The following is an 18,875-nucleotide window of genomic DNA, read 5'->3' as shown; positions in this document are numbered from 1 at the left end:
CGACGTTTTTTTGTATGCTGGACGGTGATTAGAAAACGATAAATTGCAAATATGCTTTGAATTAGGAGAATTGAATATGCAAGTTTGTTTATAGCTGAGCGACAATATGTGCCGAGAAAACTATATTAGAGCCGTTATGAGTGAAGGGTCATAGAAAAAAATGCTCAAAGTTTATTTATTTTGTTGCAAAGCAACTATACAAAACGCAAAATATGAATGAAATAATGAACGGTAGGCCTCGATGAGCTTGCAGGCGCGGTCCGTTAGTCTGGCCTTATCATTCGCAATTATATCGATAGATTTCGCGGGAGGAAGAGTTAAGATGTACAAGCTTTCGCTTAACGGCAATTGGCAGTTATATAACGAGCGGACGGAAGATCGGTATAATGCCGAGGTTCCTGGCTTCGTCCAGCAAGCTTTGCAGCGTACCGGTGTAATCCCGAATGAATGGCAGACGTTATTGGAATCGGAGATCGAATGGGTAGAGTATGAAGACTGGACGTACACCCGCTCCTTCGAGCTGAGCACAGACCAGCTTGAAGCCGATGAGCTGGAGCTTGTGATGGAAGGCGTCGATACGTATGCAGAGATCGTATTGAACGGTCATATCGTTGGCTGCACGGACAATATGTTTATCGCCCATCGGTTCAGTATTAAGCCGTGGGCGAAGCCAGTTAATGAGCTCGTTGTGCGCTTATCGTCGCCGACTCGCGTGCTGCAGCAGAAGGAGAAGGAATTCGGTGATTCGCTGCAGCTGTGGAACGGCATCCCGGCCCGATTGTTCGGACGTAAGGCACAGTACGGCTACGGTTGGGATTGGGGGCCGCGGCTTGTTACAATCGGCATTCATAAGCCGGTCTATGTGGAAGCGTCCAACGGCTGCCGCGCAGATAAGCTGACGTATCAATTGACGCATCTTAGCGATGATAAGGCGATCTTGAATGCCAGCTTAACAGCTTCAGCTGTTGGAGCGGATGTGCGGGAGGCGGAGGTCGTCTGCCGGCTGTATGAAGGCGGCAAGCTGCTTGCCGAGTCGCGCAGCTTAACGGCGGTTGAAGCTGACGGAACGGCTGTTGTGCTGCCAATCGAGCTGAGCAAACCGCGCCGCTGGTATCCGATCGGTTATGGCGAGCAGCCGCTCTATAAGCTTACCGCAGCCGTGACGGCAGGCGGCCGCACGGTAGAGCTATCGCGCATAATCGGGCTGCGCGAAGTGAAGCTGCTGCAGCCGTATGATAAACAGGGCCGCAAGTTCATCATCGAGGTAAACGGCATTCCGGTGCTGTGCAAAGGCGTGAACTGGATTCCGTTGACACTATATCCGGGCCTTGATACGGCGGAAGCGTACGCTGCTGAAGTGAGCGGCATTGCAGAAGCGAACATGAACATGATTCGGATATGGGGCGGAGGCTATTACGAGAACCGAGAATTTTATGAGGAATGTGATCGGCTCGGCATTATGGTATGGCAGGATTTTATGTTCGCGTGCGGAGACTACCCGGATGACGATGCATTCTGCGAGCTTGTGCGCAAGGAAGCGCAATTTATTATCGATACGTGCGGGCATCATCCAAGCATCGTCTTATGGTGCGGTAACAATGAGAACCAGCATTTTGTGGAGAACAGCCGGCGCCGTCGGAGGAATGGCTATGGCGAGAAGCTGTACTTCGAAGTGCTCGGCGACGTATGTGCGAAGGACAGTAGCCGTCCATATTGGCCGACCAGTCCATTCTCCTATTCGGTCGATCATGGGCATAACGATGAGGATTACGGCGATCAGCATTATTGGCATGTCTGGGGTCAAGTGCATCCGTATGAGAACTACCAGCAGATGAACGGCCGGTTTCTGTCTGAATTCGGCATGCAGTCTTATCCGTCGATGCGCGTCATGGACGGCGTTGACCGCGAAGCGGATCTGCGAGACCCGAAGTTTCAAGCCATGCAGAAGGCGCCGAACGGCATTCAACGGCTGCTCTATTATACGGTGGGAGATTATCGCCTTCCAGCGAATAAGGGTGACTTCGTCTATGTTAATCAGCTGATGCAGGCGAATGCGCTGCGGCTTGGCGTCGAGCATTGGATTGCCCGCATGCCGGACACGTCAGGCGCTTTGATCTGGCAGTGGAGCGATCTGTGGCCGTCGATCAGCTGGGCGATCGTCGATTACAGCAAAGTGCGGAAGCCGTCCTACTACTACATGAAGCGAACGTTTCGAACGCCGAACGCGCTGCTCCGCGTCGTGCAAGGAGAGAAGGACGCCAGTCTGTTCCTCCTGCATGAGACGGGTCATTTCCAAGGCCATATCGAAGTGTCGTTCTATGACATCATCTCGGAGCGGGAGGTGCGGCTGGATACGTTCGAGGCGAACGGCCAAGGGTGCAGTGCGACCCGTGTCGGTACCGTATCGCTTGCCGGTCATGACCCGTCTCGTACCGTGGTCTTCGTCAGGTTGCTCCAGCAGGGCTGCGTTCTTGTCGAGAGCTCGTATTTGATCGGCAAGCCTTATCAGCTGCAGCTGAAGCCGGCGTCCATAAGGGTGGAGCAGCAGGCGGAGCAGGACGGCGCTATCCTTGTGACGCTGACGAGCGACGTCTTCGCGAAGGATGTAGGGCTGCCGAATCTGGCTGCGCGTCTGTCGGACAATTACTTTGATCTTCGGGCTGGCGAGTCGAGGCAGATTCGAATCGAGGGCTTGTCGGAGGGGGAAGCATTAACGCCAATCTGCCTGAACGCCGCAATTCGTACAGCGGAATATATTTAAGCATAGAGCATGAAGGTTGGACAGAAAACAAGCCTATTGTTTTCGCCCAACCTTGTGTTCTAAGGGACTCTGAATCGCGAATGTAGGTGATATATGTTTTGCGTTCCGCCCTCTTTTCAAGTATGATGGAAAAAAAAGAACTTTTGATAAACGATAAGGAGCAGTAATCGTATGAATGCAAAGTCTAGCAACTGCAAAATCGTCGACTGTACGATCCGCGACGGCGGACTCGTCAACAATTGGGATTTCAGCGTCGAATTCGTTCAACATCTGTACAACAGCCTGAACGAAGCAGGCGTAGAGTACATGGAAATTGGATATAAAAATTCGCCGAAGCTGCTGAAGGGCGCAGATACTGCCGGCCCATGGCGTTTCTTGGACGATGACTTTCTCCGTAAGGTCATTCCGAATAAAGGCAATACGAAGCTGTCAGCGCTAGTCGACATCGGCCGCGTTGACGAGAGCGATATTCTCCCGCGCAGCGAGAGCTTGCTTGACCTTATCCGCGTCGCATGCTACATCCAAGATGTGGACAAGGCGCTGGAGCTAGTACAGCTGTTCCACGACCGGGGCTATGAGACGACGTTGAACATTATGGCTCTCTCCAACGTCATGGAGAACCAACTGATCGATGCGTTCCAGCTTATTCGCGAGAGCGTCGTCGATATTGTTTATGTTGTCGATTCGTACGGCAGCCTGAAGCCGAACGATATGGCTTATTTGGTAGACAAGTTCAAAGAGCATCTGCCGAACAAGCGTCTCGGCGTACACACACATAACAATATGCAGCTTGCATTCGCGAACACGCTTGTGGCAGTCGATCACGGCGTAGAGCTGCTTGATGCATCCGTGTACGGCATGGGCCGTGCTGCAGGCAACTGCAATACGGAGCTGCTCGTCGCACACTTGCCGAATCCGAAGTATAACGTTCGTCCAGTGCTCGACATGATCGAGAAGCACATGCTTCCTCTCCGCCAGAAAGAAGAGTGGGGCTACATCATGGAATACATGATTACGGGAATGCTGGACGAGCATCCACGCTCCGCAATGGCACAGCGCAATGATGTCGAGAAGAGAGACCAGGTGGTCGATTTCTACGATCGTCTCACAACACCGGAAGTTGCCCATAGCAAATAAACATGAAGAGAGGCTGTCCCATTCGCCAACAGGCGAAGGGACGGCCTCTTTGTCGTGCAGCCACCGTCGACGCACCAAACCATGCAGGGCGGCATTATGTATAGGCTGTTCAGCCCAGGCTGGGAATTCTCGCGGTTTAGCCTTTCTATCCTTTCAGACCTTTCTCCAGCAGTTCATCGTCTCCGCGAAGGACGCACGCTTGTTTCGGCACATTCGAATGGACGTATGCTATACCTTCGAACTGACGACCATCCGCGGCAGCTGCCGCAAGGCGGACTTTAATTTCATCACTTGTGTAATAATGGTCGAGCAAATCAACTGGGCCAGCCTCGGTCGTATCAATGTACCATTGACGTGAGCCAAATTCGGTCACAATGAACAATTCAGCAGACAAGAAGGAGAGCTCCCTCGTGGTACCATCGCTGCTTGTTATCGAAATTTGTTGAAGAGGTATCGTTTCAATTGCCATATCTATTCGTGCTCCTTTCGTTATGTATATCCCCTCTGCTTGTCATGCTTTGGAGCCGCTTTACCGATTGTATTCGCCTTTCCTTTTATTTGCAACATCGATTAAGATAATTGCGTCTATCGGAGTAGAACAAACATAGGGGGCTGTCTATATGATGGTAAAAGTCCACAAGATTTTTTACTTACTCATGATTCTTGCAGTCGTTATGCTTCAAGCTTGTTCATCATCGGATCGGGATAGCAATGTCAGTAGGGCCAGATCTGAGGGCTCTGAGGCCAAGACGATACACGAGGCGAATGACAGTTCAGCTAGAGATGGCGAAGCAGCAGCAGCCTCAGAGGAGCCTGGGGCATTGCCTGGAGGCTCTTCAGGCCGAACGAGTGGCAGTAGAGGAACTAATGAAAGCTCGCTGCCGGATGCAGGCATTCTGACGGCTGGCGAATGGGATGACAACCAAGAGTGGAGCCGCTGGAACGACCTGATGCAATCTCGTGAGGGCGGCGAATATATGCCGTATTGGAAGTTTTATGATTTTCGCCGGTTGGAGGTACAGGTAACGGGTGCAGGCAAGCCCGTTGCAGATGCGATTGTAACGTTAAGTCGAGACAATGACCAGAGAGGCTGGACGGCTCGGACGAATGCGTCGGGCACGGCATATTTGTTCCCTTATTTATTCGAGGAGCAGGGCGGGAGTGTCAAGTACAGTCTGAGCGTAAAGGCAGGTCAGCAGCTGAAGCGATACGAGAACGTCGAGGTGAAGGATGGCCGAGTTATGGAGATCAAGATGGATGAGGCGGTACAGCCTTCCATGCTGGTCGATCTGATGCTGGTCGTCGATACGACGGGCTCGATGGCAGACGAGCTGCAGTACTTAGAGGCGGAGCTTAAGGACGTAATTAACCAGGTGGAGCAAGACAATCATAACCAGCTGGACCTAAGGATCAGCCCGAACTTCTATCGCGACGTATACGATGAATATACGGTAAAGCCGTATCCATTCACGCGGAATGTTGATGAAGCCGTGAATCAAATCGCGGATCAAAAAGCGCGTGGAGGGGGCGATTATCCGGAGGCAGTGGAGCAGGCGCTGGAGAATGCGATCGAGGAACATGAATGGAGCAAAGAAGCGCTTGCGCGTATGCTGTTTCTTGTAATGGATGCGCCGCCGCATCACGAGAAGTCTGTTATTGAGCGACTGCATCAACTGACGGAGCGCGCGGCTGGGGAAGGCATCCGGATTATTCCGGTCGCCTCCAGCGGCGTCGATATCGCAACTGAGCATTTGATGCGTTACATGTCAGTCGCAACAGGCGGCACCTATATTTTTCTGACCGATCACAGCGGTGTCGGCAACGAGCATTTGAAACCGGCTGTCGGGGAATACGAGGTGAAGCCGCTTAATAAGCTTCTTGTCGATATTATCAACCGGTATTGCCGTGCCGCTTAGATCGCTTGTCTAGAAGCAGCGGCAGACCGGCTGCGGATGAAATAGGCGTCTTCCAATGTCGGAATTTGCTCGATGAAGGCAGGGGACGGACGTTGTTCTGCTATAACCCGTACAGCAAATTGCTGATTCTGCATGGGACGTACGTCGATAACGGCGCTGGCCGGAAGCTCACGGTAGACGTCGGCAGCGACGATACCTTCCCATACACGCTTCGGCAGCCCGCTTGTCCAGTCGGCTGCAGAGCTGTCGAAGGAAGGACGGCCATCGGTGAGCCATACGATCCGCTGCGCCCAACCCTCCCATTCATTAAGCTCATGAGTGGAAATGATGACGATTCGTTGCTGAGCATAAGCAGCCAAGTATCGGATGAATCGCAGCCGTTCAATGGCATCAAGCGCATTGAGCGGCTCGTCTAATAGCAGATAAGAAGGATTTCCGATCCACGCTTGCGCTAGTGCGATCCGCTGCCGGATGCCGTGAGGGAGCGTTTTTATTTTGCGTGTACGATAAGGCTCAAGCTGAAAGGCGTTGATTACCCGATTCGCCTCGACGGAGCCGCTGAACCCTTTAAGCTGCTCCATATATCGGAGCAGCTTAATCGTCGTTAACTGCTCGTACAGCTCGATGCCGGTCGGCACGTAGCCGATTTGGGAGCGGATCTCGGGCAGATGGTTGGCACATGTCCAGCCATCGTAGCTGATCGTACCGGCATCAGGCAGCGAGACGGTGGATAGCAGCTGCAGCAGAGATGTTTTGCCTGCGCCGTTATGGCCGACAAGCAGCGTAATGCCCGTCCGGAGTGTTAGTCTTGGCACGGTGAGCCGAAACGGTGATTTGCCCCCGTATTGCCATTGTACATTGTGCATTTCCAGCAGCAAGAGAAAGCCTCCTTCTCCGGCGCGCCGGATTATTTGATTTCGCGGATGCCGAGACTGCGTCGATAAGCGGCGAACAACAGCGCTAAGCCGACAAATAGTGCTGCAAGCTCAGCTTGGCCGCTGATTGCGACGGCTTGGTCCGAGCGAATGTAAGTGTTGCCGTAGTTCCAGATGAACCAAAGCACGATGCCGCTAATAAATGCGGGCTTTAGTCCTTTGCGCAGCATAATATTAGCGACCAGACCGCTGATTAACAGGTAGAGCGACAGCCAGCCAGTCAAGAAGGACAGCGCATCGAATCGGGCATCGGTCCATTCCATATACAAAGTAGCTGCAACACCTAGAACGACGTTCACGCCGGTGACAATCAATGAACGCGCCAGCAGCAGCAGAGCGGGAGGATAAGGCGAAATACTCTCGACCATTCGCATCTCCCGGTTCCATGTGCGGAAGCTGTACAGCAGTCCACCGAGCAGCGCTGCGGGCATTAGAATCGTGAACGATGAGGATACATCGGAAGATGAAGCTAAACCGAGACGCTCGACCATGAATAGCAGCATAACGAATAGTGCTGCGCTCGCAGCCCAATAGGCGCGGGAATAGGCTCTAATCTGACTGCGAATGAGCCGGCCTAACGAGACTCGAGGCTTTTGGGATGCGGCCTCTTGCTGACTCGCGGCGGGAACGGCAGCAGCTACAAGCTCATTGAAGGCGGGTTGAAGTGATTGCAGCAGTCTGGCCGTATCGCCAGATTGTACGGGTGTAACATGGTATGACTTTAACGAATCGCTAAGTTCGAGCTCCAACTGTTTCAATTCATCATCGTTTGGCATACTCATGCGTGCCTCCCTCCTTTTGTATGGTTACGCTTAGGTTCAGCTGTTTCAGGCTTAAGAATCGTTTGCAGCTTGCGTAATCCTTTGTATAGATGGGTCTTAACGGAGCCGAGTGGCAGCTGCATCGTCTCGGCAATATCCTGCAGCTTCAAATCTTGAAAAAACCGGAGCATGACGATCTGCTTCTGTACGTCGGGCAGTTCGTCTAATGACCGGATCACTTCTTGACGCGTCTCCTGCCGTTCAGCAAGCTCGACAACGGAGGTGCGCATATCCTGCTGCTCAGGCAGCTCCGCCATTAGCCGGTTGTCGGTCTGAAATTGCGAGCTTTTCCAATAGTCCCGGCACAAATTCAGGGCGACCCGATAGAGCCAGGCTTGCGGATTATCTGGTATCGAACGGCTTTGCAGCTGTTTGATCAGCCGGAGAAACGTTTCTTGAACGAAATCCTCCGCTTTCTGCTTATTTCTAAGCTGTCTTTGCAAATAGCCGGATAAAGGCGCGTGGTGCCGTCCTACGAATGCTTCGAAGCACGCCTGTTCCCCACGAGCCATTCCTTGCACGAGCTCGTCGTCTGTCATCGTTCCATCTCCTCGTCCCAAGCATTATTCCAATCCTGCATCGTAATCGTCTGTTTAAGTGGAATTGCTTGCCCTGTCGGCGATTGCAAACCATCATATTGTGCCCATAGACGACCAAGCACCTGTTTGACCTGATCGATGTGCCCGTCCTGTATCGACTGGTTGATCTTTTCTTTGATCGTTTGCCACTGCTTCGAGCTTGCTTGAGTCTCAAGCGGTACAGCTGATGGCCGTTCGAGATGATACATCATCCGAATAGCGTTACGTATCTCGAACAATATCGAAGGCTCGGCCGCCGCATCCGGACTCCAGCTGTCTGCGCTTCGATCCAAGTCGCCGAACAGCATCATGTTAGCTGCAAGCTGAATATCGTCTATATATGAATCAGGGCCGTTCTCGGATAAAATTACAGTATCATTCCAGACCGTACTGTTTCCCCAGCTAGTGCCCGGCGTCACGGTGAATATGGAATTGATCCATATTTGCTGAGGCAGCTCAATCGGTCGAGGCAGCCAGCTATCGTAATAAGCTTTCAACTCGCTCAGCTGCTTCAGCAGAAGAGTGCCGCGCTTTAAGCTTCCTTCGGTTGTGACAATGCCAGATGGCTGGCCTTGATAATTGACGGAGACGAATCGTCCGCCAATCAAGTCGAAGCCATGTGCCCCGCGTCCGGCAAAATGACGAGAGGAGGCTGACGTTTGTTCGGAATCGGAGGAAGGCAAGCTGGCGAACAGCGGCCCGTCAAATCCGCTCAGCGTTACGTCAAAATCGGCTGATGTATGCAAGGTGATATCCATTCGATTGACATAGTCGCCAGGCGCCTCATGAGATGAAAAGCCTTTGAAAAATAAACTGTCTCCTCCGGGAAGCGGGTACCAGCCGACCGACGCCGGCAAAAATACCGAGCTTCCATGAATAAAGGCCCAATAGCCTTCTGCGTTACCGGATCGAGCCCAATCATTGATCTGCCCTTTATAACGGAATTCAATCGCAGCGCTGTCATGTGACAATTGGTCAGGAATGGTGACGTTGACGCGGTCGCCTTCTCGCCACCAGTCGGCCGATGTGCCATCCCATCGTACGGAATCGACTTGCAGGGCAGGATGAAGCAGGAAGGAGAGGCTCCCGTCTTCCGGCTGTATAACCTGCGATATGCTCTCAGCAGCCGGAATGGGCTTGCCGTCCTTCAGCGGGATAACGGCGATCGCTTCTGCCTCCAGCATGTCGTCATCCGTACGCGTTGCCTTGATCGTCATTGTGTCCATCCGGAATATGAAAGAGTCATGCAGTCGCAATTCCTGATAGGATGGTGAAGCACTGCGGATGATGCGCATATGCTCGTACCGGTCAGACCACATGAGTCCATATGGAATTGCTGCTGCCAGAGACAGCAGCAGGGCCGCAGCGACACCTGCCACAGGTCTTCGGTCATGAGCAGCGGGACGAATTCGCGATACAGCAGCCGCAGCGGCCGTGAGCATAAACAAACCGAAGGCAGCTACGAATAGAGAGAGCCGCCCATATTCTTGCCAATAGAGAGATGGCGCCCATGCATCGTTGCCGTAAGACGGGCTATTCGTAAGCAGGTGGACGAGCATGAATGCCTTCAGCAAATACCAGCGGGTCCCTTGTAAAGCGATGACCTGTAGGAAGAAGGCGCCGAATACCCACCCGAGGAACGCAATCGGAAAGGCGAACCGGCCGGGCAGCCATGCGCCGAGCAGCATGCCTAATGCGAGTGTAATGGCATAGCTGATTCCATAATGCAGCGCCAGCCAGCACATCTCCTGCATGATGCTCTCTGGTGCAATGCTGTATCGTATGGCAGCTGCCGCATCCCCAGCAGCGATGCTGATAATATACAAGCACATGTATGCGAGACCTGCGGCGAATTTGGCCAGAACCAGACCAAGGTTCGGAAGTGGCGTATTGAACGACCAATCAAACTGCCCGCTCATAAGATCGCGGCGCATTAGCAGGACGCCGAGCAGTGCGGGGATGAGCGCGGATAACGATTGTACGATCGCATGCTGCTCGGCGGCTTCGGCAAAATAGTTCGCCGGCGGCAAAGCGTCGCCAGGCGCTAAGAGAGCGAGCAGAATCCAAGCGCCTGCGCCAAGAGGCAGCAGTAGAGGCCACCTGAGTCGGATTAGGAGCCGGCATTCGAGCAGGAAGTGCAGGGCGAATGCGCGTGCTTCGGACACGAAAGGGAGTCTAGTCGGATACGTATTCACTGCGCTCATCTGTGACGAGTGCTCGCACCAATGAGTGCAAGATACCCTTCCTCCATAGTAGGCTCCGTCTCTGTCGCATACGGGTAGGGCTGATTCATCGCAATAGCGCGGCATTCAAGTCCTTCTTCTGTCCGTCTTGCGGACACGATCCCATCCGACGGCTGGCGCCGCCATTCCGATTCACTCGTCTCCCAATGCCAGACAAGTCCTCTCGCATGGGCGGCCAGCTGCTCCTTGCCGCCGCTGAACAGCAGCCTCCCCTCGCTCAAGACGTGTATATGCTCGCAGATTCCGACATCGCTTAGCACATGGGTAGAGAGCAGCACGGTCCTCGTCTGTGAAAGCTCAGCCAGCACGCTTCGCAGGCGGAACCGTTCTTCGGGGTCCAACCCTGCCGTAGGCTCATCGATGATTAGTACTTCGGGATCGGAGGCGATCGCCTGAGCGATGCCTAGCCGCTGCTTCATTCCTGATGAGTAGGTGCGGACTGGATGATCCTTCTCTAGCGATAAGCCAACGGTCTCTAGCGCAGCGGCTGCACGCCTGGCAGCAGTCTGCGAAGCTGATCCCCGCATCCGGATAGCATGGCATACGGTTTCGATGCCGCTCAATTGTTCATACATGCGGAACGATTGGGGTACAAAGCCGATCCGTTGACGGCAATGATAAGATCGCAATACCGGCTTATCTCCCAGCAGTGCACTGCCGGTCGTAGGCGCCAGCAGACCGGCCAGCATGCGCATCAGCGTCGATTTGCCGGCTCCGTTCGGTCCAAGCAAGCCATGCATGCCCGGTCCGAAAGAAACTGTTATGGGGTGGATAGCCCAGCCCGATTTATATCGTTTGCCAAGGTGATTGGCGCTTAACATGTAATCCCTCCTGCTTCATCCAACGAGAAGAAGCATAAAAAAGTTTTATCTCCATAGACAATCAGACGCTTATGCGCCACACTTAATTATACCAGAACAGTAAGAGGATACAGAAGGAACGGAGCGGCGTATCGATGAAGTGGAACCTATCACCGCTTGGCGACCGAGCCTTGGTCGCCGAGCTGCAATCGGGACAACAATGCAGCGATGAGTGGATAACGATAGCGCAAGCGGCTGAGCGAATTAGACGGGCTGGTCTATTATGGGTCGTAGATGTTATTCCTGCCTATTCGACGGTAACGGTCGTATATGAGCCAATGCGGTTATGGGGGAGTAGTGAAACGGCATTTATGGCTGCTAAGCGAGAGCTTTCATCGCTGCTTTCTGCCCCGGCAGCAGATTGGAAGAACGAAGCTAGAGAGCTTCGAATTCCGGTCTGTTACGGTGGCGAGAGAGGGCCGGATTTGGCTGCCTGTGCCGCGCGAAGCGGAGTAAGTGAGGCTGATTTTGTGCGCATGCATGCAGAAGTTTCTTATCAGGTTGCGCTTGTTGGCTTTGTACCCGGTTTTCCTTATTTGGCCGGCTTGCCGCAGCGGCTGGCCCAGCCGCGACACGATAGTCCCAGGGCGCGGGTGCCGGCGGGCTCTGTCGGTATAGCGGGCGGGCAGACGGGCATCTATCCGCTGACAGTGCCCGGAGGCTGGCAGTTAATCGGCCGAACGCCGCTGAGATTGTTCGACGCCGTCCGTCGGGAGCCGGCAATGCTGCGGGCGGGTGACCGTGTGGTGTTTATCCCGATCGACGAGGAGCAGTATCGTCATATCGAAGAGGAGCTGGCTGCAGCAGCTAACAAAGCGGCAGCTGACGGCAGCGGCAATAAGCGGGGAGGAGAATGCGAATGAGCCTGCTTGTTATGAGGCCCGGTTTATACTCAACCGTGCAGGACTGTGGGCGGCCCGGCCATCGGGGGGCGGGCTTGTCCGGTGGCGGTGCGATGGATGAATACGCGCTGCGCGTTGCGAATTGGCTCGTTGGCAATGATGAATCCGCCGCGGGCTTGGAACTGACGCTGGCGGGCCCGACGTTAAGGACGGAGACGAGCCTGCTCATCGCCATTACCGGCGCAGATATGGCGCCGCAGGTGGGCGGCCACGAGCTTCCGATGTGGCGGCCGGTCTATGTGCCGGCGGGAGCGGTGCTGACGTTCGGCGCCGCCCGCGCCGGCTGCCGCGCATACATCGCGGTCGCCGGTGGCATCGGCACGACACCGGCGCTCGGCAGCCGCAGCACCGACGTGCGTGCCGGCATCGGCGGCATCGCCGGCCGGCCGCTGCGCGCCGGCGATGCTGTGCCCTGCGGCGAAGCCGCAGGGGCGGTCGCCCCTTCCGCGTGGGCGACCGCTTGGCTTACGGCGCTCGCGAAGCGAAGCGCCGCTGAAGGCGAAGGCCGCCCGGCTGCCGCATGGGCGGCCTGGTACTCGCCGCCGCTTGCGTATGCGGGCGGCGATGATGACGGCATCGTGCTGCGCGCGATGCCGGGGAGAGAGCACGGGCAGTTCACACCGGCTGCCCGTGCCAGCTTCTACGGCGGCCGCTACCGCGTCGCGGCCGCCTCAGACCGCATGGGCGTGCGGCTGGAAGGTCCGCCGCTTGCCCGTACGACCCGGGACGAGCTGCTATCGCACGGCATCGTCCCGGGAGTTGTGCAGGTGCCCGCCAGCGGGCAGCCGATTATACTGGGCGCCGACTGTCAGACGACCGGCGGCTACCCAAAGCTTGCCCATGTTGCTGCAGTAGATTTGCCGCTGCTTGCTCAAGCGAAGCCTGGTGATTATATACGATTTAAAGCAATAGATCACGAAGAGGCACAACAGCTTGATTATGAGAGGGCTAAGGCTCTTCAAGCATTAGCAGCCGCAATTCGCTATAGACTTCCATAAGATCAGGCTGTAACTCTATATTAATGACGACGGAGGGGCTTGGATTGAACAGATTGAAGGTTGATTTAAACGCTGATTTCGGCGAAGGTTACGGCGTCTACACATTCGGACAAGACGATGCGCTGCTTCCCTACGTAACGAGTGTCAACATTGCGTGCGGCTTTCATGCGGGAGATCCGCATACGATGAAAGCGGCCGTCGATCAAAGCATCGCAGCTGGCGTCGCGGTCGGAGCACATCCAGGCCTTCCAGATCGGCTTGGCTTCGGCCGTCGTGAGCTGGCTGTCTCACCGCAAGAAGTATATGATTTGGTCTTGTATCAAATCGGAGCGCTGCGAGCTTTTGTCAACGCTGCTGGCGGAAGGCTGGCGCATGTGAAGCCGCATGGCGCGCTTTATCATATGGCAGGAAAAGACAGAGGGATCGCCGATGCGATTGCTCGTGCTGTTACCCATATAGATTCACGATTGCTGCTGTATGGCCAATCTGGCAGTCTGCTGTTAGAATCGGGCCGGGCGCATGGCTTAGCTATCGTATCCGAGGTGTTCGCTGACCGGACTTATAAGCCGGACGGCACCTTAACGCCTCGTTCGGAACGGAACGCATTGCTGACAACGGATGACGAGGCAATCGGGCAAGCGCTCAGCATGGTCACAAGAGGGAAAGCGGCAACATACGACGGGGGAGAGACGGAAGTGATTGCTGATACGATCTGTTTGCATGGCGATGGGCCGCATGCTGCTCAGTGGGCAAGAGCGATCCGGACGGCCCTTGAACGCAGTGGCGTTCAAGTCCAAGCTCCGTAAGAAAGGAAGAAGCGGTCGATGAGTCGAATCTTTCGAGTTTTTGTATATGGATCGCTGCTGCCGAATCAGCATAATCATTACATTGTGAAGCAGCATATCATTCGCTCTGAATCAGGCAAGGTTGCGGGACGGCTAGTCGATTGCGGGTCGTATCCTGCCCTTGTTCGCGATCAGATAGCAGTTGAGCAAGCTTCCTTAGTTAAAGGTCAATGGATAACCGTCGATGAGGCTGGACTAGCGGCGATGGATGAGCTGGAGGAGTTTTACGGATACGAGGAAAGCAACGATTATGACCGGGTGTGGGTGAAAGATGTGGAGCAAAGACAGCTTGAAGGCTGGGTATATGTATGGGAGACGGATCGCGGTTGCCCTGCAATCCATGAATCTTACTGGCCTGATTATTATGCTAACCAACGAAATCGGTAAAAAATTACGACAGCATATTAGTCTTGACTGCTTTGATTCTATACTCCTTGCCAAAGTAACTGTTCTAGCCTCGGTGATCGAGTTGACCTATTTGTGAACGTTTTGATAATGTTCAGATGATGAATGAACCGATGTACTCATTATTTTGTAAGCTGGTCTTTAATGGCAGTCATACTAGAATTTATTGTTGTGATGTGGAAGGGAGGAGAGAATTTGCAGCTTGGAGCGAATTGGTTTCACGAAAGCCGAATGAGAGTTCACTTAAGAGTCATCATCAGCCTGCTGCTCATTGCAGCCGGGCTATTATACGGCTCGTCACGGGCTGACGCCCATGCTCAGCTGCTTGAGACTGTGCCAGAAGCGGGAGCCCGTCTAACGCACAGTCCGGAAGAAATAAAGCTGGTATTTAACGAAGCGGTAGAAACGAATGTCGGATCGATCGATATATTGGATTCGCTGTCACGGGAAGTTGAGGTTAAGTCGGTGAAGACTAACAGCGACCGAACGGTCGTTACGATTGATCTTCCGGGCATGGATGATGGAATTTATACCGTCGCTTATCGGATCGTTTCCGAGGATGGACATCCGATTAGCGGCTCCTATGTATTTGTCGTTGGCAATCCGCCAGCGGCCAAGGACGCGTCGACATTCGATCTGCAAAGCCATCTCGGCCATTCCGATCATGGGGCAGCGTCCACGCAGCTAACGTCTGCCGAGCTCGTTCTGTACGCGATACGAGTGCTTTATTACGGAACACTGCTTCTCGCAGCGGGGATTATGCTGTGGACAGGTCTAGTCCGATTCAACCGTCCAGAAGCGTTGCCAATTGTGCGCGGCTGGTCGCTTGCAACCGTCCGGGCGTTCTTATTTGGCTCTATCCTGTATGTATTTTTCCACGCTAGGGAAGTGATGGAGGGACAGCCGCTGTCGGAATGGGGAAGGCTGTTGACGCGTACAGCGGTCGGCACCACCTGGCTATCGATCGTTGTATTATCACTGCTCGGCTTCGTCGTTCTTCGCGGCGGCGGAGTGGTTCGAATCGGCTGGGCCATACTGCTTCTAGCAGCTGAGAGCTGGAGCGGTCACGCGAGCGCGAACGACCCGAAAGCATTGACGGTGGCGCTCGATGCTGTACATTTATTAGCGGCTTCAATCTGGGCCGGCGGACTGGCGCTGCTGCTTGTGTTCTGGTTCAAGGACCGGAAGGAAGCTGGGAGGTTCGCGGTACAGTTTAGCGGCGGCGCGGCAGCGTCGTTAGCCGTTCTTGTCCTTTCTGGCATCGGGATGACGATGCTCTTTATCACGCGAAAGTCTTATTTGTGGCTTACCTCATGGGGCGTTATGCTGACGGTTAAGGCGGGTCTAGCGCTGCTTGTTATAGCGGCAGGAGCTATGCTGAGAGCGCGAGTGCGCCGCGGCGACCTGCCTAGAGCCTCACTTTTGAAGCTCGATGGTCTCTTGATGGCGGCTCTTATTGTGGTGACGGCATTGTTTACGTACATCAGTCCTTTGCCGGCTAATGAACCCGTTTCTTATCATCAGATGGGTGCTGATATGCACCTGTCGCTTCGTGTGACGCCGAATGTGCCCGGAGACAATAAAGTAACGCTCAAATTATGGCTGCCCGAGCAGACGGGAGCTCCGAAATCTGTCGTTCTGCGGTTCCGCTCGGACCTGCATCCGGATGCTCCGATCGATATCCCGCTTGAGCCGTATGTCGATGATGAGATTGATGCATTTGAAGGCTACGGTAAGTACACCTATAGAGCGACAGGACCATATATTCCTCATCCGGGACAATGGACAGCGGAAATCCGTGTAATGGATAAGGATGATAATGAATTAGTTAGAACGACGGAATTTAAGAACTATTGAGAGGCGCCCCAATCTATGTCCTATAACAAAATAAAATGGTCGATCCTGCTCATTCCTACCGTTACGCTTGGCGTATGGGAATATGCCCGTCATCAATTTCTGCTTCCGTACCTCTCTATGGAGCTTGGTAACATGCTGACGCCTGTTCTGGTGCTGCTAGTAACGCTGACAGTGCTTACGAAGTTGTTTCGGAAACTTGAGGACACGCTCAACCAGCTGCAGAGAGAGAAAGCGATGAAGGCTGCTCTCGAGGAGCGGGAGCAGCTGGCCCGCGAGCTGCATGATGGTATTTCGCAATCGTTATTTCTGCTGTCTGTTAAGCTGGATAAGCTGGAGCAAATGGAGAATGGCGGTGATCGCGCGGCCGTTACTGAGCAGCTGCGCGGCACCGTTCGCCATGTATATGAAGACGTACGGCAGTCGATTGCCAATCTGCGTCACGCTCCTGTTACGACCGATATGCCTTGGATGAATGCAATTCGTGAGCTGGCTGATGAAGCGAGAGCTGGAGGAGCATTGAAGGTGCAGCTCGATTGGCGTTTGTCCGATGGGCTGTTGACCGGCAAGGAACAGGTGGAACTACTTGCAATATTACGAGAAGCGGTAATGAATGTGCGTAAGCATGCGAATGCCTCGAAATTATTGATAACTGGCGAGCCGCTGCAAGGTGGCTTTCGTGCTTCAGTTCAAGATAATGGAGTGGGGGCGGCGGAGGACAAACTGTGGGCGAAAGGGAAGTTCGGCATCCGCATGATTCGTGATCGGGCGGAAGCGATGGGATGGACCTTTACCGTGACTTGCGAAGCAGACGCCCTTCATCGGAGCGGCGGAACCGTCGTGCAAATTGTAAAAAAATCAAGGAGACCGACATGAACGATAGCCAGTCTGCCATCCAAGTGATGCTGGTCGATGATCATCCTCATGGTAGAGAGGGAATGCGCGAAATCATTAGTGCCGATCCATCCTTTACCATCGTGGCTGAGGCAACGAGTGGGGAAGAAGCTATAGAGTGGATCGAGCAGCAGCAACAGCAGCCGAATCTTATCCTTATGGATATCCGAATGCCAGGGATGGGGGGGCTAGAAGCAACACAGCGGATCAAAAGTAGATGGCCCTCCATCAGAATCGTCATGGTTACCGTATCGGATGAGATTACAGATTTGTTCGAGGCAATAAAGCGGGGGGCACAAGGCTACTTGCTCAAAAATTTAACGCCATCTGCATGGCTGGAATATTTGCGCGCTGTTGCGCATGATGAAGCTCCGATGTCTAAGGAGCTTGCAGCAAGAATGCTGCAGGAATTTACCGGATCAGCTGCTACCGCTTCTCGGCCGCCAGCTGTTAGACAGCAGGATGCAGCTACACCGCTAACTGATCGTGAGAAAGATATTTTGGAACGTGTAGCATTCGGTGATTCAAACAAAGAGATTGCCACTAAGCTTGGAATTTCCGAACATACGGTCAAAAATCATCTCAAAAATATTCTCCAAAAGCTCCATCTCGACAACCGGGTGCAGCTTGCCCGTTATGCGATAGAGCAAGGGATTCACGATCGGTCATCATACGATTCATAGAACCGTCTTCGTTATGCAACAATCTGTCACATGTAATAGCTCTTTCGAGTCATGCAGACGGGTGAGAAGGAGCTTATACTAGTGGAGTGTAAAGATTGGAAATTAACGGATAGAGAGGCGGGTTTGATGATGTTTCGATTCAAGCAAAGAACGTTTAGGAATGCTTCCGCACTAATTATGGTTCTGTTAAGTCTTCTTGTGTTTGCAGGAATGGCAAGCGCACACGTAACGGTGCAGCCTCCTCAGGTTGCTGCAGGAACTTATCAAGTCATGGCGGTAAGAGTCCCAAGTGAAGAGAAAGGTGTCAACACCGTAAAGGTACAAGTGAAAGTACCAGCGGAGATCAATGTAAGCCGGGTTGAACCGAAGGAAGGCTGGAAGCATGAGCTCGAGAAAGATGCAGACAACAAAATCATTTCCATCACGTGGTCCTCTGACGTTGGACTGAGCGAGACGGAATTTACGGAGTTCCGTGTAAGCGGCAAAGTTGCCGAGGATGCTGCGCAGCTTGTATGGAAGGCATACCAAACTTACAGCGACGGAACAGTTGTAGAGTGGGTTGGAGGAGAAGGCGCCGACAAGCCGGCTTCCGTCACGACGGTCACTCCTGCATCTGCTGAAGGCAGTGACGACGGTCACGGCCAAACGACACCGGTAACCGACCAAGCAAGCGACGACGAGTCGGATAGTAATTTGCCGCTCATACTGTCCATTGCAGCTGCAGCCATCAGCGTGCTTTCGTTGATTTTATCAATTATTCGTAATAAACGCTAATTCATAAGCTCCCAATAAGAGACCGCAGAGCCGTCTATCTTGTCTACAAGATACGCCGCCTGCGGTCTTTTGAATACGCGATTGTCGCCCCCTTCACTCGACTTGCATTCATTCAGCAGAGCAGCCTCGGCCCCTCGAGAAGTCTAATTATCAACGGATAAGTTTCAACTCCACTGAGAAGCTCATGTCCTGAAAATCCTCATTTCTCGAAAAGCATCATTACCTCCGAGTGTGCCTTCGACCTATCGTCAGTACGCGTGAATGCTCTA

General features: G+C 53.6%; 17 protein-coding genes. 11 read left to right on the top strand and 6 right to left on the bottom strand.

The window, feature by feature from the left end:
* The first annotated feature begins 322 nt into the window (after window positions 1-322).
* Both PXY01_RS13320 and PXY01_RS13315 read left to right on the top strand, forming a co-directional pair.
* Window positions 323-2,761, top strand: coding sequence for a beta-mannosidase (locus PXY01_RS13320; RefSeq protein ID WP_164744414.1), 2,439 nt, complete (start codon window positions 323-325; stop codon window positions 2,759-2,761).
* Window positions 2,762-2,932: 171 nt separating this feature from the next.
* Window positions 2,933-3,898, top strand: a complete 966-nt coding sequence (locus PXY01_RS13315) for an aldolase catalytic domain-containing protein (protein ID WP_127570513.1) — start codon at window positions 2,933-2,935, stop codon at window positions 3,896-3,898.
* A gap of 145 nt (window positions 3,899-4,043) precedes the next feature.
* Here PXY01_RS13315 and PXY01_RS13310 read toward each other — a convergent pair whose 3' ends face one another.
* Window positions 4,044-4,367 carry a hypothetical protein gene (locus PXY01_RS13310; RefSeq protein WP_127570512.1) on the bottom strand — a complete coding sequence of 108 codons (324 nt, stop codon included), beginning with the start codon at window positions 4,365-4,367 and terminating at the stop codon, window positions 4,044-4,046.
* Between the two features lie 151 nt (window positions 4,368-4,518).
* On the opposite strand from PXY01_RS13310, the gene PXY01_RS13305 reads away from it, so the two are divergent.
* Entirely contained in the window at window positions 4,519-5,814 is a 1,296-nt protein-coding gene (locus PXY01_RS13305; RefSeq protein ID WP_127570511.1) for a VWA domain-containing protein, read from the top strand.
* On the opposite strand, the gene PXY01_RS13300 is transcribed toward PXY01_RS13305, so the two are convergent.
* Genes PXY01_RS13300 through PXY01_RS13280 form a run of 5 tightly spaced genes read right to left on the bottom strand, consistent with a single transcriptional unit; the run spans window position 5,811 to window position 11,212 of the window.
* Entirely contained in the window at window positions 5,811-6,692 is an 882-nt protein-coding gene (locus PXY01_RS13300; protein WP_127570510.1) for an ATP-binding cassette domain-containing protein, read from the bottom strand. The genes PXY01_RS13305 and PXY01_RS13300 overlap by 4 nt on opposite strands.
* A 29-nt stretch (window positions 6,693-6,721) precedes the next feature.
* Window positions 6,722-7,531, bottom strand: coding sequence for a hypothetical protein (locus PXY01_RS13295; RefSeq protein WP_127570509.1), 810 nt, complete (start codon window positions 7,529-7,531; stop codon window positions 6,722-6,724).
* On the bottom strand, window positions 7,528-8,109 hold the full coding sequence (locus PXY01_RS13290; protein WP_127570508.1) for an RNA polymerase sigma factor: 582 nt from the start codon (window positions 8,107-8,109) through the stop codon (window positions 7,528-7,530). The genes PXY01_RS13295 and PXY01_RS13290 overlap by 4 nt, the downstream gene beginning before the upstream one ends.
* On the bottom strand, window positions 8,106-10,352 hold the full coding sequence (locus PXY01_RS13285; RefSeq protein WP_127570507.1) for a hypothetical protein: 2,247 nt from the start codon (window positions 10,350-10,352) through the stop codon (window positions 8,106-8,108). Before PXY01_RS13285 ends, PXY01_RS13290 begins: the two co-directional genes overlap by 4 nt.
* Window positions 10,349-11,212 carry an ATP-binding cassette domain-containing protein gene (locus tag PXY01_RS13280; protein WP_127570506.1) on the bottom strand — a complete coding sequence of 288 codons (864 nt, stop codon included), beginning with the start codon at window positions 11,210-11,212 and terminating at the stop codon, window positions 10,349-10,351. The genes PXY01_RS13285 and PXY01_RS13280 overlap by 4 nt, the downstream gene beginning before the upstream one ends.
* Window positions 11,213-11,346: 134 nt before the next feature.
* On the opposite strand from PXY01_RS13280, the gene pxpB reads away from it, so the two are divergent.
* The 8 genes from pxpB to PXY01_RS13240 all read left to right on the top strand — a co-directional run bounded on the left by pxpB (window position 11,347) and on the right by PXY01_RS13240 (window position 18,606).
* Entirely contained in the window at window positions 11,347-12,114 is a 768-nt protein-coding gene (gene pxpB, locus PXY01_RS13275; protein ID WP_127570505.1) for a 5-oxoprolinase subunit PxpB, read from the top strand.
* On the top strand, window positions 12,105-13,151 hold the full coding sequence (locus tag PXY01_RS13270; protein WP_307719380.1) for a 5-oxoprolinase subunit C family protein: 1,047 nt from the start codon (window positions 12,105-12,107) through the stop codon (window positions 13,149-13,151). The genes pxpB and PXY01_RS13270 overlap by 10 nt, the downstream gene beginning before the upstream one ends.
* 23 nt (window positions 13,152-13,174) lie before the next feature.
* The gene (locus tag PXY01_RS13265; protein ID WP_127570503.1) at window positions 13,175-13,957 is read left to right on the top strand and encodes a 5-oxoprolinase subunit PxpA; all 783 of its coding nucleotides are present in this window, start codon (window positions 13,175-13,177) and stop codon (window positions 13,955-13,957) included.
* Window positions 13,958-13,975: 18 nt separating this feature from the next.
* A complete protein-coding gene (locus tag PXY01_RS13260) occupies window positions 13,976-14,383 on the top strand; it encodes a gamma-glutamylcyclotransferase family protein (protein ID WP_174721827.1) in 408 nt (135 codons plus the stop codon).
* A gap of 162 nt (window positions 14,384-14,545) precedes the next feature.
* Entirely contained in the window at window positions 14,546-16,258 is a 1,713-nt protein-coding gene (locus PXY01_RS13255; RefSeq protein WP_246027920.1) for a copper resistance CopC/CopD family protein, read from the top strand.
* Window positions 16,259-16,273: 15 nt separating this feature from the next.
* Window positions 16,274-17,131 carry a sensor histidine kinase gene (locus PXY01_RS13250; RefSeq protein ID WP_127570502.1) on the top strand — a complete coding sequence of 286 codons (858 nt, stop codon included), beginning with the start codon at window positions 16,274-16,276 and terminating at the stop codon, window positions 17,129-17,131.
* Window positions 17,128-17,832, top strand: a complete 705-nt coding sequence (locus PXY01_RS13245) for a response regulator (protein ID WP_127570501.1) — start codon at window positions 17,128-17,130, stop codon at window positions 17,830-17,832. Before PXY01_RS13250 ends, PXY01_RS13245 begins: the two co-directional genes overlap by 4 nt.
* A gap of 81 nt (window positions 17,833-17,913) precedes the next feature.
* The gene (locus PXY01_RS13240; RefSeq protein ID WP_246027919.1) at window positions 17,914-18,606 is read left to right on the top strand and encodes a YcnI family copper-binding membrane protein; all 693 of its coding nucleotides are present in this window, start codon (window positions 17,914-17,916) and stop codon (window positions 18,604-18,606) included.
* Window positions 18,607-18,875 lie beyond the last annotated feature (269 nt).

Source organism: Paenibacillus xylaniclasticus (genome assembly GCF_004001065.1).
Lineage (GTDB): Bacteria > Bacillota > Bacilli > Paenibacillales > Paenibacillaceae > Paenibacillus_T > Paenibacillus_T xylaniclasticus.
This window is presented reverse-complemented; position numbering and strand designations above follow the sequence as displayed.

Bases quoted from the DNA above. Each gene is read 5' to 3' on its own strand.
- PXY01_RS13320 (WP_164744414.1), top strand. From the start codon at position 323: ATGTACAAGCTTTCGCTTAACGGCAATTGGCAGTTATATAACGAGCGG.
- PXY01_RS13315 (WP_127570513.1), top strand. From the start codon at position 2,933: ATGAATGCAAAGTCTAGCAACTGCAAAATCGTCGACTGTACGATCCGC.
- PXY01_RS13310 (WP_127570512.1), bottom strand. From the start codon at position 4,367: ATGGCAATTGAAACGATACCTCTTCAACAAATTTCGATAACAAGCAGC.
- PXY01_RS13305 (WP_127570511.1), top strand. From the start codon at position 4,519: ATGATGGTAAAAGTCCACAAGATTTTTTACTTACTCATGATTCTTGCA.
- PXY01_RS13295 (WP_127570509.1), bottom strand. From the start codon at position 7,531: ATGAGTATGCCAAACGATGATGAATTGAAACAGTTGGAGCTCGAACTT.
- PXY01_RS13290 (WP_127570508.1), bottom strand. From the start codon at position 8,109: ATGACAGACGACGAGCTCGTGCAAGGAATGGCTCGTGGGGAACAGGCG.
- PXY01_RS13285 (WP_127570507.1), bottom strand. From the start codon at position 10,352: ATGAGCGCAGTGAATACGTATCCGACTAGACTCCCTTTCGTGTCCGAA.
- PXY01_RS13280 (WP_127570506.1), bottom strand. From the start codon at position 11,212: ATGTTAAGCGCCAATCACCTTGGCAAACGATATAAATCGGGCTGGGCT.
- pxpB (WP_127570505.1), top strand. From the start codon at position 11,347: ATGAAGTGGAACCTATCACCGCTTGGCGACCGAGCCTTGGTCGCCGAG.
- PXY01_RS13270 (WP_307719380.1), top strand. From the start codon at position 12,105: ATGCGAATGAGCCTGCTTGTTATGAGGCCCGGTTTATACTCAACCGTG.
- PXY01_RS13265 (WP_127570503.1), top strand. From the start codon at position 13,175: ATGACGACGGAGGGGCTTGGATTGAACAGATTGAAGGTTGATTTAAAC.
- PXY01_RS13260 (WP_174721827.1), top strand. From the start codon at position 13,976: ATGAGTCGAATCTTTCGAGTTTTTGTATATGGATCGCTGCTGCCGAAT.
- PXY01_RS13255 (WP_246027920.1), top strand. From the start codon at position 14,546: ATGGCAGTCATACTAGAATTTATTGTTGTGATGTGGAAGGGAGGAGAG.
- PXY01_RS13250 (WP_127570502.1), top strand. From the start codon at position 16,274: ATGTCCTATAACAAAATAAAATGGTCGATCCTGCTCATTCCTACCGTT.
- PXY01_RS13245 (WP_127570501.1), top strand. From the start codon at position 17,128: ATGAACGATAGCCAGTCTGCCATCCAAGTGATGCTGGTCGATGATCAT.